Origin of the sequence: Streptomyces sp. SM18 (genome assembly GCF_002910775.2) — a bacterium.
GTDB lineage: Bacteria > Actinomycetota > Actinomycetes > Streptomycetales > Streptomycetaceae > Streptomyces > Streptomyces halstedii.
The window spans coordinates 5,928,584-5,943,659 of the sequence record NZ_CP029342.1 but is presented as its reverse complement, the minus strand read 5'-3'; the positions used below and the strand labels follow the sequence as shown (position 1 = coordinate 5,943,659).

The following is a 15,076-nucleotide window of genomic DNA, read 5'->3' as shown; positions in this document are numbered from 1 at the left end:
CGTGGTGACGGGCGCGCGGTACCCGGGCACCGGCGTGCGTACGTCCACCGGCCCCGGTCCGGTACGGGCGGTGGCCGGTGCCGGGCTCGCGGCGCTGCTGCTGCTGTCGGGCGCGGTACCGGCGGGCGCGGCCGTACGGGCCCCCGGGGGCACCTGGCGCGCCGCCGGTGAGGAACAGGAGCTGCCCGCACTGCCGTCGGTGCTCCCCGACGACCCCGGCCGGTCGGCGTGCACGCCCGCGTCGAAGACGAAGGCCGAGAAGGAGGACTGGTCGCGGCAGCGGCTCGACCTCGGCCGGGTGCACCGGCACGGGCAGGGCGAGGGTGTGACCGTCGCCGTGATCGACACCGGGGTGGCCTCGTCCGCGGCCGCGCTCAAGGGGCGGGTCACCTCCCGTGGGGAGGGCGGCGAGGACTGTGTGGGGCACGGGACGTTCGTGGCGAACCTGGTGGCGGGCGCGGGCGGCGGCACGCCGGGCCTGAGCGGGGTGGCGCCCCGGGCGCGGGTGCTGGGCCTGCGGGGCACGGACGCGCTGGGCAGACCGGACGCGGCACGGGTCGCGGAGGCGGTGCGGGCTGCGGTGTCCGCGAAGGCCGACGTGATCACGGTGTCGGTCGCGCTGCCGAAGCGCAGCGCGGAGCTGACCTCGGCGGTGCGGGAGGCCCGGCGGGCGGGCGTGGTGGTCGTGGCCGCCGCGACCCCGGACCCGCCGGCGGCCACCGCCGACCCGGTGCCCGCCCGGCCGTACTGGCCCGCCTCGGAGCCGGGCGTGATCTCGGTGGTGGACATGGTTCCGTCGGGGGCCCGGCCGGACCACGCCCTGGAGACCTCGGGCGTGGACCTCGCGGCGCCGGGAGCGGGCATCGTGTCCGGCGGGCCGCGCGGTACGGGCCACTTCCTGGGCGCGGGGCCGTCGTTGGCCGCGGCGTACACGGCGGGGGCCGCGGCGGTCGTCCGGGGGGCGCACCCGGAGGCGTCGGCGGACGAGGTGGCACAGCGGCTGGTCTCGACGGCCTACCCCGCGGACGTGCCCCAGCTCGACGCGTACGCGGCCGTCACCGCCGTGGCGGACCCGGCGGCGCACACCGGGGACGAGCGGACCGCCGAAGCGGTGCGGCTGCCGGACACGGCCGCCGCCGACCGGGCCGCGCGCCGGGCCACGCTGCTGACGCTGGGCGGTGCGGCGGGGGTGCTGGCGGTGGTGTGGGTGGCGGTCGTGGTGCCGCGCGCCAGGGCGCGCCGCTGGCGGCCCGCGGGGCCCCGCGCCTGACCGGCCCGCACGCTGTGGAGGGGAGGGCCCGCCGCCTGGCGGGCCCTCTCCTCGCTCCGTTCAGCCGGTGCCCTCGGCCAGCGCCGTCTGTACCAGCTTCGCCTTGCGGCGGGCGATGTGGAAGGCGCGGCCCGGGGGCAGGTTGCGCGGCTTCACGTTGCCGAAGAGGAAGCCCTCGGTGGGCGGGCAGGACATCAGCAGCGCCGGGGTGTTGGTCTCGTCGAGCCGTCGCAGCAGCGCCTCGTTGAGCCCGCGTCCCGCGCCCATCGCGCTGCGGGCGACGACCACGTGCAGGCCGAGTTCGAAGCCGAGCGCGAGGTGGTCGAAGAGCGGTTCGAAGGGGCTCTGGAAGGAGTTGCCCGCGACCATGTCGTAGTCGTCCACCAGCACGAACAGCCGGGGGCCCGTCCACCAGTCGCACTGCCGCATCCGGGCGGGGGCGATGTCCGGGCCGGGCTGCCTGGTCTGCATCGCCCGTGCCACGCCGTCCACGGTCTCCCGCAGGTTGTCCAGCGAGACGACGTGGCCGATGCGGTACTCCTCCGGCACGGCGTCGACCAGTTCGCGGCGGTAGTCCACCACGATGATCTTCGCCTCGGCGGGGGTGTAACGGGAGGTGATCCCGGCGGCGACGCGCCGCAGCAGGTTGGTCTTGCCGCTCTCCGTGTCGCCCACCGCGATCAGGTGCGGGGTGCGGCTGAAGTCGTGCCAGACGGGCTCCAGGCCGTCCTGGTCGAGGCCCAGCGGCAGGCGCAGCCCGCCGCCCTCGGTCGGTGCGGCCTCGGGGAGTTCGGCGACCGGGAGGCGGTGCGGCAGCATCCGTACCGGGGGCGCGGGGTGGCCCCGCCAGTGTTCGGCGATCCGGGAGACCAGGTGCGCCACGCCGTCGCCGAGGTCGTCGGTGCCGCTGCCGCCGTCGATCCTGGGCAGACCGGCCAGGAAGTGCAGCTTGCTGTCGGCGGTGAGCCCCCGGCCGCCGGAGCGCGGTACCGAGCGGGCCTTGCGCATGTCCACCTCGGAGTCCATCGGATCGCCCATCCGCAGCTCCAGCCGGGTCGCGGCCTGGTCGCGCACCTGTGCGGACAGCTCGACCCAGCGGGCGGTGGTGACGATCAGGTGGACCCCGTAGTTGAGGCCGCGCGCCGCCAGCTCGTTGAACTTGGGGACGAGGTCGTCGTAGTCCTGCCGCACGGTGGACCAGCCGTCCACGACCACGAATACGTCACCGAACCGCTCGTCGGGGAACTCCCCCGCCGCCCGGCGGCGCCGGTAGGAGGCCATGGAGTCCACCGCGTGGTCCACGAAGAGCTGCTCGCGCCGGGCCAGCACCGTCATCACCTCGGCCACCGTACGGTTGACCCGTTCCGGGTCGAGGCGGGCAGCGACCCCGCCGACGTGCGGCAGCCCGGCGAGCTGCGAGAGCCCGCCGCCGCCGAAGTCCAGGCAGTAGAACTGCACTTCGGACGGGGTGTGGGTGAGCGCCAGGGAACAGATCAAAGTGCGTGTGAGGGTGGACTTGCCGCTCTGCGAACCACCGGCGACGGCGACATGGCCGCCCGCCCCGGCGAGGTCCACGACCAGCGGGTCGCGCCGCTGCTCGAACGGCTTGTCCACCAGGCCGACCGGGGCCCTCAGCTTGCCGTGCCCGGCCCGGCCGGCGGGGGTCAGACCCCGGTCGGCGTCGGGGGCGAGGCCGGGCAGCAGAGCGTCCAGCGGAGACGGTTCGTCCAGCGGCGGGAGCCACACCTGGTGCGCCGGGGGGCCGGATTCCCGCAGCCGGTCCAGCGCCACACCGATCAGGGTCTCCTCCTCGCCGGACTCCTGCTCGGCCTCGGACGGCGGGGCCGGTTCGGCGTCCGGGGCGAGCGTGCGCGGCACCACCCAGCCGCTGGTCCACGGCACCACCTGGCTGGCCACCCGGGCCCGGACCACCGCGCCGGTACGCCGCCGGTAGAGCCCGGAGGAGTAGGCGGCGCGGAACCGCACCAGCGGCTCCACACCGGACTTGAGGTAGCCGTTACCGGGCTCGGAGGGCAGCTGGTACGCGTCGGGGACGCCGAGCACACCGCGGCTCTCCATCGCGGAGAAGGTGCGCAGCCCCACCCGGTAGGACAGATGGCTCTCCAGCTGGTGCATCCGGCCCTCGTCCAGGCGTTGCGAGGCGAGCAGCAGATGCACGCCCAGCGAACGGCCGAGGCGTCCGATCATCACGAAGAGGTCCATGAACTCGCGGTGTGCGGCAAGCAGTTCGCTGAACTCGTCGACGACCACGAAGAGGCTGGGGAGCGGGGCCAGGTCGGTGCCCTGGGCGCGGGCGCGCTCGTACTCCAGCGCGGAGGTGTAGTTGCCGGCCGAGCGCAGCAGCTCCTGACGGCGCAGCAGTTCCCCGTGGAGGGCGTCCTGCATGCGTTCCACCAGGGCGACTTCGTCGGCCAGGTTGGTGATCACAGCTGAGGTGTGCGGCAGTTCGTCCAGTCCGAGGAAGGTCGCGCCGCCCTTGAAGTCGACCAGGACGAAGTTGAGGGTCTCGGAGGAGTTGGTGAGGGCCAGACCCAGCACCAGGGTGCGCAGCAGTTCGCTCTTGCCGGAGCCGGTGGCCCCGATGAGCATGCCGTGCGGGCCCATGCCGCCCTGGGCGGACTCCTTGATGTCCAGCTCCACCGGCCGGCCGTCGGCGCCGACCGCGACGGGCACGCGCAGCCGTGCGGCGCCGGTGCGCTTGGCCCACATGGTTTCCGGGTCGTGGCGGTGCAGGTCGGGTATGCCGAGCAGGGCGGTCAGTTCGACATCGCTCTCCATCGGCTGCGAGAGGTCGGTGCCCACTCTCAGCCGGGGCGCCGCCAGCAGCCGGGCGAGGGACTCCGCCGCGACGGCTCCCAGCCGGTCGGGGCGGCCCAGCACGGTGGTGCGTTCCTTGCGGCTGCGGTCGGTGCGGACCAGACCGACCGCGTCCTCCTCGACGGTGAGGCGCAGGGTGTTGCGGCCGGGCCGCCAGCGCACCGCCCCGGAGAGGTCGAGGATCACGGCGTTGCGGTAGCCGGGCCCGTCCCAGCGATGGCCCTCGGGGACGGAGACGCCGTCGATGACGACGACGGTGTACGGCTCCTCGCGGCCGGGCACCGACTCCGGGTCGAATCCGGGGCGTTCGGCGAACTCGGCGCCCAGCAGGTCGTCGAGTTCGGCGATGTCCGCGGCGATCCTGCGGACGGGGCCGGCGCCGTCCTCCTCGTAGGGGTGGAGCACGTGCGGGAGCCATTTGGCCCACTCCCACCCGGGGCGGCGCTCGTCGGTGACGCAGACCGCGATCCACAGCTCCTCGGGGGCGTGGAAGACGGCGAGCTGACCCAGCACGGCCCGCACCAGTCCACGTGTGGCGTCCTCGTCGCCGCGCAGCAACACCCGTGCGGAGGAGCGGAGGTAGAGGCCGATGGGCTGCTCGGGGACGGTGGAGTAGGCCCGGATGAAGCGGCGCAGCGCGTGCGCGCACAGCGGTTCCAGGTCCTCCACCGGGCGGGTGGAGACGGGGGTGAGGGTGAGAGCGAGCTGCTGCTCGCCCACGGCGAGCCGGACCTCTCCGAAGTCCTCGTCCGCCGGGCGGCGTTCCCACAGCCGGGTGGTGCGCACCATGGACCGCAGGGCGGTCGGTTCGGGGTGGCGCCAGGCCAGGGCGCGCTGCTGCTCGACGATCGTCTGCCGTACCCGCCGCCGGGTCTGGGACAGGTAGCGCAGGTAGTCGCGGCGCTCACCCTTGAGGCGCTGCTTGCGCTGGCCGGCGGTGCGCATGAACTGGCCGACGAGCATGGCGACCGCGGCCAGCATCATCATGCCCATGGCTATGTACATGAAGACGCCGTTGGCTCCTCCGGGGCGGAGGAACATCAGCATCATCGACACCGACATCATCGCCATCGGCAGGTAGGTCCAGAACGCGGAGGTGTCCGGCACCGTCTCCGCGAGGACCGGTGGTTCCTGGAGCGTCAATTGTCCCTCGGGCATTTCCGGCCCGCGCCGGCGGGCGGGCCGGCGAATCAGAACCACACTCAAGGGACAAAACCTCCCGGATCGACGGGTAATTGCGCCAGCGTCCAATTCACCGGGCCCGGACATCCGTGCACCAGGAACGCATGACAGTGTCCCAGAATCCCGGGACAGCCGCGAAAGCGCGCTGAACCCCCGGTGAACAGTCCGGGAGAATTACACCGAGAACGGTCATCGACGTACCGGGAACGAGGGGATCCCCGCGACAATCACGTCTGCGGCGGCAGTAGTCTGCACACGGAACATCGCACATGTCCATGTGCGCATGACCGTTACCGGCCCTCTTTCCGTACGTCCCCCCGCATCTTCCGAGGCCCGCTCACGGCTGCTCCCGCGGCGCCTTTTGTCCTTTCCCTGTCCGCACCCGTACCGGGAGACGAGAGTTCACAACATGACCGACAGCGCGGTGGCCGAACTGTGCCGCCTCACCGTACGTGCTCCGGCCGTCTCCATCGATCTGGCCGTGCCCTCCGACGTGCCCGTCGCCGACCTGCTGCCGACCCTGCTGCGGTACGTGGGCGAGGAGGCGGAGGAGTCCGGCCTGGACCACGCGGGCTGGGTGCTCCAGCAGCTCGGCGACGCACCCCTGGACGAGGAGGCCACGCTCGCGCAGGCCGGTCTCACCGACGGCGCCGTGCTCCATCTGCGGCCGCACACCGAGGCGTTGCCCGAGGCACGGCTGGACGACCTCGTGGACGGGATCGCCGACACGGCGGGCCGCCGGCTGCACAACTGGAGTCCGGACGCGGCGCGGCTGTTCCTGGTGGGCGCCGCCGGCGCCGCGGTGGTGGCGGCCCTCCTCCTGCTGTTCTGGCCGGGCACTCCCGGCGCCTCCCGGGCGCTGTGCGCCGCGGTCGCCGGGCTGCTGCTGCTGGCGGGCGCCGGTTCCGCGAGCCGCGCCGTGGGCGACCGGGTGTCCGCGACCGCGCTGGGGCTCCTGGTGGCGCCCTGCCTGGCACTGGCGGGCTGGGTGCTGCCGGGCGGCGACGTGACCGGCCCCGACGCCGCGCGGGTGGTCGGCGCGCGCCTGCTGGCGGCGGGCGCGGCGGGCGCGGGCGGCGCGGTGCTCGCGCTGGCCGCCACCGCCGTGGGCGCGCCGGCGCTGCTGGCCACCGCCGTGGTGGCGGTGGCGACCGCCGTGGCCGGCGGGCTGATGGGGTTCAGCGGGCTCTCCCCCCAGGCCGCCGCGGCGGTCGTGGCCACGGTGGTGGCGCTGTGCGCGGGCTTCGCGCCGGCGCTGGCGTTCAAGCTGGCCGGGATGCGGATGCCCGCGCTGCCGTCCGACGCCCGGCAGCTCCAGGAGGGCATCGAGCCGTACCGCGGCGAGGAGGTCGCCGAGCGCACCGAGCTGGCCGGACGCTGGATCACCGCGCTGTTCGCGGCGACCGGGGTGATCGCCGCCGCGGCCCTGGTCCCGCTGACCCACCGCCCCGGACTCGCCGAGGTGCTCGCCTCGCTGGCGCTGACGCTGCTGCTGCTCCTGCACGCGCGCGGGCTGGTGCACGTCGGCCAGCGGCTGGCCCTGGCGGTGCCGGGCGCCTGGGGGCTGCTGCTGCTCGCCCACGCCTGGGCCGAGGACGCCGAACCGGGCGGCCGCACGGTGGTGTTCGCGGTGCTGCTGGGCGTCGCGGCGGCGCTCACCCTGGCCGCGTGGACGGTGCCGGGGCGCCGGATGCTGCCGTACTGGGGCCGGGCGGCGGAGATCGCGCACACCCTGTTCGCCGTCGCGCTGCTGCCCCTCGCCCTGTGGGTGGCCGGACTGTTCGGCTGGCTGCGCGGGCTCTTCGGCTGACCCGCCCGCGCGGCACCGGAACGAGCGAGAACGAGAGACGGAGTCAGAGGCAGTGCAGTCGAAACGGGACCAGGTACAGGCGCACAGTTTCCTGATGGGCAGGCTGAGTTCGGGGCTGCTCATGGCCGACCCGGACGCCCCGGAGAGCCCCCTGGGCCGCACGACACGCGGGGTGGTCTTCGGCCTGCTCGTCACGGTGCTCCTCGCGGCGGGCGCGACGGTGTACGGGCTGCTGAGGCCCGGCGGCAACGACACCTGGCGGTCCGGCGAGAGCCTGGTGGTGAACCGGGACACCGGGGCGCGCTACCTGTACATCGGGGGCGCGCTCCACCCGGTGCGCAACTACGCCTCCGCGCGTCTGATCGGCGGCGCCCGGATGACCTCGGTGAGCGTCTCCACGGCCTCGCTGAGCGGCACCCCGGTGGGCGCCCCGGTGGGCATCCCGGGAGCGCCGGACACCGTGCCGGGGCCGGGCGAACTCGACGGCGGCGCCTGGCACGTGTGCGTGACCGGCACCGAGGGCGCGCTGCCCGGCACCGGTGGTACGCCGAGCGGGGGCGCCCTGGACCCCGGTGCCACGACCGTGGTGGCCGGGGCGCCGCTGGGCAGCGGTGCCATCGGCGGCGACCGGGGCGTGCTGGTGCGCGGCCCGGACGGGAAGGAGTACCTGGTGTGGCGCGGCAGCCGGCTGCCGGTGGACAAGAAGTCGGACGCGCGCAACGCCCTCGGATACGGCTCCGAGACGGCCGTGCCGGTCTCCGCCGCGTTCCTGGACGCGCTGGCCCCCGGACCGGACCTGGCACCGCCCGACCTGCCGGAACGCGGCGAGGCCGGTCCGGAACTGGGCGGCGCTCCCACCCGGGTGGGGCAGGTCTTCGAGGTGACGGTGCCGGGCGGGGACAGCACCTACCACCTGCTGCGCGCGGACGGCCTGGCACCGCTCACCCGCACCGGCGCGGCCCTGGTCCTGGGCGACCCGGCCACCCAGAAGGACGCCTACGCCGGTGAGTCGCCGACCGCGCGGGCCGTCGGCGCGGACGCGCTGCGCCGGCACCGCGCGACCTCCGACGCCGGCTTGCCGGACGCGGCGGAGCTCCCGGCGAGCCCGCCGCGGCCGCAGCCCGTGCCGCGCGGGAGCGCGGTCTGCGCCAAGGTGCTCGGCGGGTCCGAGGGCGCGCGGATCAGTACCGTGCTGGTCCCGCTGGACGCGCTGGCGCCGGTGGCCGTCTCCGAGGGCACGGCGGGCCCGCCGGAGCCCGCGTGCGTGAAGCCGGACGCCAGTGTCGTACGTCCGGGGCACGGGGCGCTGGTGCGGGCGCTGAACGCCAGCGGTGCCGCGCACGGCGGCACCACGTACCTGGTGGCGGAGAACGGGGTGAAGTACCGGGTGCCGTCGAAGGAGGCGCTGTCGGCCCTCGGCTACGGCGAGGACGACATCGGCTCGGTCCCGGCACCGCTGCTCGCGACGCTGCCGACCGGCGCGGACCTCGACCCGGGTGCCGCCTCGGGCGCCGCGCCCGCCCGCGTCACCGCCCCGGCGTGCGGGGACGCCGCGGGGCCGAAGACCGGGGCGGCGGCGGTCAGCGCCGCCGGTGGCGCCCAGCCGCGCGGTGTGGGGTCCTCCTCCGGCTGACGGACCCGTTCGCGTACGGGACCCGCCCGGAGCGCCCCCGGTGTCCGGGCGCTCCGGCCCCGGGGCGCGGTCGCCCCCTCGGGCACCCGGGGGCGATTTCAGGACAGCCGCCGGATGCCGGAATGCCCCGGGGAGAAAGCTCAGGGGAAGCTCAACAACGCCTTTGCGGAGCGCCCTTGGGACACCTTCCGAAGGGAGCTTGACCGAATCCTCGGGCAGCGGGAACACCGTATTGGCGCCCGTTTCGCGGCGACGCCGGCCCGACCGTCGCCCGAATCCCGCCCGTTGCCACGCCGTTGCCCCGCGCACGACCACGGCACGAGGCCCACACGGCGTCCCCGCATCGGCCACACCGCCGTAACCCGGATGTAACTCCCTTTCGCATGGGCATATTTGCTCGCCTCAGGAACAGCCCAAGAATTTCGGCAATTCTTGCTCCGGGCACCTGGTTATCCATAACATCGGCGGACACGATGACGTCACGAAGCTCGAACGACGGGAGCGCTCATGTCCGACAACCGGTTGGTGGACGACAAGGCGGTACAGAACGGCGTACTGGCCCTGGGCATGGCAAGGGACGGTGTCGAACGCATCCGCGGCAACGTCCGGTCCATGGCCCTCGGCGTGGGCGGTGACGAGGGGCGTGCCTTCCTGAACCTCTTCGAGAAGTGGGACGAGCAGGCCCAGCGGATCCTCACCCAGATCAAGCGCATGACGGACGCGCTGGAGGACAACCGCACCATGGCGCGGAACACCTCGCAGCAGCACCAGGGCACCATCGGTCAGCAGGCCGGCAAGGTGTCCGCCGGGGTCTTCGAAGCACTGTCCTGACGCCCGCCCGGCGGTGCCGCACCCCGGGCACCGCGACCGCGGTTCCACCGGCTTCCCGGTAGGACCGGCCCCCCACCACCCCACGACCAGAGAGGCATCCGCCATGCCCGGCGAGAACCTGACCGACGGCATCATCGATGTCCAGTACAACGCGGCGGCCAACGCCGCCCTGGACATCCAGCAGCAGACCAAGGCCATCCAGGGCACGCTCCAGTCGCTGGAGGCCGAACTCCAGGCCCTCAGGAACGGCTGGGCAGGTGACGACCAGCTGGAGTACGGCAAGGTCCAGGCCCAGTGGAACAACGCGGTGACCCGGATGCAGCAGTTGCTCTCCGAGAACGGCACGCTGCTGGAGGACGTCGCGGACGGCCACAAGAAGGACGAGCGGCGCAACAGCCAGATGTGGCAGTCCGTCAGCCCGCGCTGAACCCGCCGCGAAGGCCCCGCCTCGCGCACCCCGCGCCGGCCGTCGGCCGCCGCGCGCCAGACCGGCAGACCCCACCGGCACGGCCCGCCCTGGTCCGGGCGCCGTCCGGTGGGGCCCCGGGACGGCGTTCCACCACCCGAATTCCGCACTTGAGGCAGGAGGGCGACCCCCGTGGCCGACCTGACCCATCTCGACCTGAAGCAGCTTCAGTCGTTCCGCGACGTGGACGTGGAGGACGCGTCCAAGTCGGCACACCGGTACCGCAAGGAAGAGGTCGACGGCATCCGTCCCCTGGGTCACATCGTCAACGGGCACACCACGACGGAGAACCCGGACAAGAACCAGCAGATCCTCCGGATCGGCAAGATGACCACCGAGGACCTGGTCTCCGGGCCGACCCTGATCCAGAGCATCACCACCGCTGCGACCGCCATCGACACACTGCTCGGCGACCAGGAGACCTTCTTCAAGGAACTGAAGGAGGCCCTCCAGGAGACCATCGACACGATGAACAAGACCAAGCAGACCAATCTGGACTCGATCGACGCCCAGACCCTGCTCCAGCTGTTCTCCGAGGTCGACAGCAGCGTGGTGCCCACGAAGACCGAGAGCTGATTCGTCGGCGGAGCCGGCGGTATCGCCCGGTTCGGCCGGCCACGACCCGAGCAGGAGGGGCGCGCGGTGCCCGAGGAACGGTACGACCCCACGTCCAAGGAACACGTCGACAAGTACGAGGGCGGCACCGCCAAGGGTGACGAGGACGACGTATGGGCGAACGTGGTCTCCCACGTGACCGGCTACCCGGTTCCCAAGCGGTCGACCGTCTTCGAGAAGCTGCGCTCCGACCACGGCGGCATGCTCTTCCGGATGGACATCAAGAACCGGTCCCTCCAGGACGTCCTGGAGAAGTCCGGCTTCGAGATGCAGAGCGGCCAGGACTACGACATCTGGTTCTTCGACCAGAACGGCAGCAGCGCCCAGCTGAAGCAGGCGCGCATCGTCTTCGAGGGAACCGTCCACGGCGACGACGGCGTCGAGTTCGCCGACACCTCGGGTGAGTCCGCCGGCGAGATCGCGGTGAGCGCGGGCAACGACTTCACGGACTACAACGACCAGAAGCTCAGCACCATCGGTCTCGCCCAGTACATGAACGGCCCGCGCAACGCCCTGATCGCGCTGTACAACGGCAACACCGAGGGCATGTCCTTCAACGGGCTGAGCGTCCCCACCGCCAGTGCCGTGGACCTCTCGTCGTTCGACAGGACGGCGGAGTCCTTCGACCGCGCGGCGAAGTTCTTCAAGGACCACGCCGTGGTGATCAAGGGGTGGGAGGACGCGCTCGGCAAGGAGGACGCCTCCTGGAAGGGTGAGGCCGCCGACGTCTTCCGCAGCCTGATCAAGAAGGTCCGGGAGAACTACGAGGGGTACGTCGACACCTTCACCGGCTCCGGCGGTCAGGAGGGCGCGACCGGCACCGTCTACGCGCGCGCCCTGGCCGAGGGCAAGCAGGAGTTGCGTGACGCGGCACAGGAGCTCCTGGAGGCGTGGTTCACATGGGCCAAGTCGGCCTACTTCGATCCGCACCGGGTGCTGCGGTACGTCCTCGACGAACTCGGCAGGTGGTCCGAGGCGAACAACATCACCAAGACCAAGATCTACACCACGACCTATCCGGGGTACATGGGGCACCGGGCGCCACGGTCCACAGCGCGCGCCCCGAGGCCGGGTTCAGCCAGACCCATCCGACGTACGGCGACCTGTCCGACATGGAGTCCTGGAAGAAGGTCGGCGAAGAGGCCGTACGCATCTGGAGCCAGGGCGCGGACACCCACCTCGGCGAACCGGCGGCACGGGTCCAGTCCGCGCTGAACAACTCGTTCCTGGACATCGGGGACGAGTTCACGGAGAACGTGCCCAAGCCGAAGACCACCAGCACGGCGTCCGAGGACTACGCGGACGCGCAGGCGGAGAAGGAGAAGGCGGAGGCCGAGAAGGAGAAGGCCGAGTACGAGAAGGAGAAGGCCGAGGCCAAGGCCCAGGCGGAGAAGGACAAGGAGGAGTACGAGAAGGAGAAGGCGGAAGCCAAGGCCGAGAAGGAGAAGGAGAAGGAGGAGTACGAGAAGGAGAAGGCCGAAGCCAAGGCCGAGAAGGAGAAGGAGAAGGAGGAGTACGAGAAGGAGAAGGCCGAAGCCAAGGCCGAGGCGGAGCGGGAGAAAGCCGAGTACGAGAAGGAGAAGGCCGAGGCCGAGGCCAAGGCCGAGGAGGAGCGCAAGCAGCTGGAGGAGAACCTCGGCAACCTCAACTCCGGTGGCGGCGACGGGCCGGGCAACATCCCGGTGACCACGAGCCTGGGCGACATCGGCGGTCTGAACGGCTTGGGGGGCGACGGCACGAACGGCGGCCTGGACGGCACGGGAGGCGACGGCACGACCGGCGGAGCGGACGGCCTCGGGCCGAGCGGTATGCCGGTGACGTCGGTCGGCGGCATCGGCGGCATCAACGGGGCGGGCGGCACGGGGCGTGACCGCGACGGCGCACCGGTGACACAGGAACTGGGCGGCCTGGACGACCTCAACGGCCCGGGAACGGGCGGGACGTCCGGCCTGGAGACACCGACCGGCGGCAGCACGTCCCTGGACGGCGGAGGCCTCCTCACCAACACCTTCCCCGACGGGACCAGCACCTCCTTCGACCCCGGCACCGGCCTCCTCACCAGTACCGCCCCCGACGGGACCGTGACCACGACGCGGCTCGGCGACGGCGCCACCGTCACCAATCCGGACGGCTCCACCACCACCCTCGACGACGGCCGCCTCACCACCACCTTCCCGGACGGCACCACCCAGAGCATCGACCCCGGCACCGGCATGGCCACCACCACGGCTCCGGACGGCACCACCACCACGACGGACCTCGGAACCCTCGGCGGACTCAACTCGACCGGCGGGACGGGCACGGGCGGGACGGATACCGGCGGGACGGGCACGGGCGGGACGGGCACAGGCGGTTCGGGTTCGCCTGACTTCTCGGACATCGCCTCACGGACCGTCACCGAGTCCCTGGGCGGACTGAACGGCACGGGCGGCATGGAGGGTCTGGAGTCCTCCACCGGCGGTATCACCTCGCTGAGCGGCGGCGACTTCCTCACGAGCTACCCGGACGGCAGCCGCGCCTCGTTCGACCCGGACACCGGCATCCTGACCACCACCTCACCGGACGGCACCACCACCACGACGGACCTCACCTACGGGGCGGACGTGACCAACCCCGACGGGTCCCACACCGTCCTGGAGAACGGGAAGCCCACCACCACCTTCCCGGACGGCAGCAAGCAGGTGATCGACCCGGACACCGGGATCGCCACCGTCACCGATCCGCAGGGGAACACCAGGCAGGTGGATCTCGGCAGCCTCAACTCGCCACGGGACACCGGAAGTCTGGACACCATCGGCAGCCGGCTCGGTGATCTGCCGTCGCTCGACGGCCTCTCGTCCCCGGGTTCGGCGGGGCCGGGCGGGGCAGGCGGAGGAACGGGCACCGGTGGTTCCGGCGGGACGGGGGAGAGCGTGAGTCTGGGAACGCTCGACGGCCTGAACCAGGGCTCGTCCTCCCCTCTCGGGGACCAGGGGGTCGGTGTCCCGGGCTCGGTCACACCCCTCGGGAGCGGCGGGACCGATCTCCTGGCGTCGAACGGCCAGACGCCGTTCGGCGGGCTGCCGGACAACGCCCAGTCGGGCGCCGGCGGCGGCCAGTCGGGCACGGGCGGCCAGTCGAGTCCCGGCATGCCGATGTCTCCGATGGGCGGCATGGGAGGCGCGGGCGGGGGCGACAAGGGCTCGCACGGCGAGCGGGTCCGCGCCGTCCTCACCGACGCGGCCGAGGAGGGCAAGCGCCGCAACCGCCGCAGGCGCAGCCCGTGGGGCCGTGCGGAGGACGAGGACACCTTCCTCACGCCGGCATCACGTCCGGCGACCACCGGCGGCCGTACCCCCGAAGACGGCGCGGACGCGTCGGACCGGTCGCGCACGCCGGTCACGTCCTCGGACTACCTGGAGGAGGACGAGGACGTCTGGGGCACCGAGGGGGGAAGCGCACCGAGCGTCATCGGACGCTGAGGCCGCAGGTCACAGGGGTTCCGACGGTACGGTACGGCGTCCACGCCGGTTACGATGCGATCCGGTGGGACGCCGTACGGGGCAGCGAGGGGAGACGAGAGCAGTGACCGATTCGCTGGAGAAGCGCATCGATCAGGCGATGGCCGAGCTCAAGGCCACCGAGGAGGCCGTGGCGCGCACGGAGCGCGAACTGCGGGACGCGTCGATCGGCGCCGTTTCCTCGGACCGTGCCGTGCGGGTCACCGTGGGCGCCCAGGGTGAACTGAGCGACCTGGAGTTCCTGGACGGCAAGTACCGGGCCATGGCGCCGCAGGAGTTGGCCGCGAGCGTGCTGGAAGCCGCGCAGGAGGCACGTACGCGGATGGGCCGGCACGTCATGCGGGCGATGGCCCCGTTCGCGGAAAGCCACCCCGGCGTACCGGAGTTGCGGGGTCTGGAGGTCGACTGGGAGAAGCTGTTCGGCCCGGACGTGCTGCGCGATCCGGACGAGGGACGCGGCGGGCGGGACGGTGACGCCCGGTGGCGTGACGCGCTCGGCGAGGACGGGGAGGAGTAGCCGTGTCGGACAGGTACTTCGCGGATCCGAACCGCATCCAGGCCGGGACCCGGCAGTTGGAGGCGATCGCCGAGATCGCCCACGCCATGGCGGCGGACTTCCTCGACGAGGTCAGCGACACGGTCACCTGGCCCGGCGTCAGCGACGACTTCGCCAAGAAGGTCCGCCCGCAGGAACAGGAGGAGCGGCAGGCGACGAAGGACACCTGCCTGGCCATCCGGGACGCCGTGGTCGGGATCACGGAGGGCACGCTGGAGAACGTGCAGACGATGAAAACCCTGCGCAACAGGGCACTTGAGGACATCTCGAAGCAGAGCAGCCGGATCTCCGACGTCAACGGCGGACATGCCCGACACTGATCCCCTCCTCACGGTCCGGTCCGGTCCCCCGCGCGGTCGCGGCGGGGCCGGTCCG

Annotated in this window: 11 protein-coding genes; 10 read left to right on the top strand and 1 reads right to left on the bottom strand. The window is 72.7% G+C overall.

Going from position 1 to position 15,076, the window contains the following annotated elements:
• The first annotated feature begins 34 nt into the window (after positions 1–34).
• Positions 35–1,270: a S8 family serine peptidase gene (locus B9S64_RS26505; protein WP_109492240.1), complete on the top strand. Its 1,236-nt coding sequence runs from the start codon at positions 35–37 to the stop codon at positions 1,268–1,270.
• Between the two features lie 60 nt (positions 1,271–1,330).
• Here the strand turns inward: B9S64_RS26505 and eccCa are convergent, their stop codons facing one another.
• A complete protein-coding gene (gene eccCa / locus B9S64_RS26500) occupies positions 1,331–5,266 on the bottom strand; it encodes a type VII secretion protein EccCa (RefSeq protein ID WP_103489606.1) in 3,936 nt (1,311 codons plus the stop codon).
• 433 nt (positions 5,267–5,699) lie between these two features.
• Here eccCa and eccD point away from each other — a divergent pair, with 433 nt between their 5' ends.
• The 9 genes from eccD to B9S64_RS26460 all read left to right on the top strand — a co-directional run bounded on the left by eccD (position 5,700) and on the right by B9S64_RS26460 (position 15,021).
• Positions 5,700–7,100, top strand: coding sequence for a type VII secretion integral membrane protein EccD (eccD, locus tag B9S64_RS26495; protein ID WP_109492141.1), 1,401 nt, complete (start codon positions 5,700–5,702; stop codon positions 7,098–7,100).
• Between the two features lie 52 nt (positions 7,101–7,152).
• A complete protein-coding gene (eccB, locus tag B9S64_RS26490) occupies positions 7,153–8,733 on the top strand; it encodes a type VII secretion protein EccB (RefSeq protein WP_109492140.1) in 1,581 nt (526 codons plus the stop codon).
• Between the two features lie 507 nt (positions 8,734–9,240).
• Positions 9,241–9,564: a hypothetical protein gene (locus B9S64_RS26485; protein ID WP_203631478.1), complete on the top strand. Its 324-nt coding sequence runs from the start codon at positions 9,241–9,243 to the stop codon at positions 9,562–9,564.
• A 103-nt stretch (positions 9,565–9,667) separates the two neighbouring features.
• Positions 9,668–9,991 (top strand): WXG100 family type VII secretion target, encoded by a 324-nt coding sequence (locus B9S64_RS26480; RefSeq protein WP_103488375.1) that lies wholly within the window; start codon positions 9,668–9,670, stop codon positions 9,989–9,991.
• A 171-nt stretch (positions 9,992–10,162) separates the two neighbouring features.
• A complete protein-coding gene (locus B9S64_RS26475) occupies positions 10,163–10,606 on the top strand; it encodes a type VII secretion system-associated protein (RefSeq protein WP_103490409.1) in 444 nt (147 codons plus the stop codon).
• 66 nt (positions 10,607–10,672) lie between these two features.
• Entirely contained in the window at positions 10,673–11,860 is a 1,188-nt protein-coding gene (locus tag B9S64_RS35195; protein ID WP_258317583.1) for an AAWKG family protein, read from the top strand.
• Positions 11,758–14,106: a hypothetical protein gene (locus B9S64_RS26470; RefSeq protein ID WP_258317582.1), complete on the top strand. Its 2,349-nt coding sequence runs from the start codon at positions 11,758–11,760 to the stop codon at positions 14,104–14,106. Before B9S64_RS35195 ends, B9S64_RS26470 begins: the two co-directional genes overlap by 103 nt.
• A gap of 103 nt (positions 14,107–14,209) precedes the next feature.
• The gene (locus B9S64_RS26465) at positions 14,210–14,662 is read left to right on the top strand and encodes a YbaB/EbfC family nucleoid-associated protein (RefSeq protein WP_103490407.1); all 453 of its coding nucleotides are present in this window, start codon (positions 14,210–14,212) and stop codon (positions 14,660–14,662) included.
• A 2-nt stretch (positions 14,663–14,664) separates the two neighbouring features.
• The gene (locus B9S64_RS26460) at positions 14,665–15,021 is read left to right on the top strand and encodes a hypothetical protein (protein WP_103490406.1); all 357 of its coding nucleotides are present in this window, start codon (positions 14,665–14,667) and stop codon (positions 15,019–15,021) included.
• Positions 15,022–15,076: the final 55 nt, after the last annotated feature.

Coding starts and splice junctions, on each gene's coding strand:
- eccCa (WP_103489606.1), bottom strand. CDS start 5,266: ATGCCCGAGGGACAATTGACGCTCCAGGAACCACCGGTCCTCGCGGAG.
- eccD (WP_109492141.1), top strand. CDS start 5,700: ATGACCGACAGCGCGGTGGCCGAACTGTGCCGCCTCACCGTACGTGCT.
- B9S64_RS26485 (WP_203631478.1), top strand. CDS start 9,241: ATGTCCGACAACCGGTTGGTGGACGACAAGGCGGTACAGAACGGCGTA.
- B9S64_RS26480 (WP_103488375.1), top strand. CDS start 9,668: ATGCCCGGCGAGAACCTGACCGACGGCATCATCGATGTCCAGTACAAC.
- B9S64_RS26470 (WP_258317582.1), top strand. CDS start 11,758: ATGGAGTCCTGGAAGAAGGTCGGCGAAGAGGCCGTACGCATCTGGAGC.